Source organism: Escherichia sp. 93.1518, assembly GCF_013368915.2.
Classification (GTDB): Bacteria; Pseudomonadota; Gammaproteobacteria; order Enterobacterales; family Enterobacteriaceae; genus Escherichia; species Escherichia ruysiae.
Map to the genome: position 1 here is coordinate 1 of NZ_JABWMT020000125.1, position 270 is coordinate 270.

Consider the following 270-nt stretch of genomic DNA (forward strand, 5'->3'; position numbering starts at 1 on the left):
TGATCGCACCGGCAAGCCCCCTGAACATGGGGATCATCCCGCCGAAGGAGTCCTTCACCTGACCACCCTGTTGCAGCAGGATGAGCCACGGATTCTGCCCCCCTGCAAGCTGCGTGGCCACGTCGGTGAACTGCGCAGGCAGCATACGCATGGCAGCTTTATACTGCCCGACGGAAATCCCCGCTTTCTGTGCAGCCAGCGCCTGCCGGTTCATTGACTGTTCAACGACTGCCGCTGTTTTTTTCGCATCACTTTCCGTACCGGAAAAAT

At 58.5% G+C, this 270-nt stretch carries 1 protein-coding gene; it reads right to left on the bottom strand.

Annotated features, from left to right (window positions below; translation table 11 throughout):
- On the bottom strand, positions 1 to 270 hold a 270-nt coding region (locus HEN21_RS22735), incomplete at both ends, for a phage tail length tape measure family protein (protein WP_183082971.1).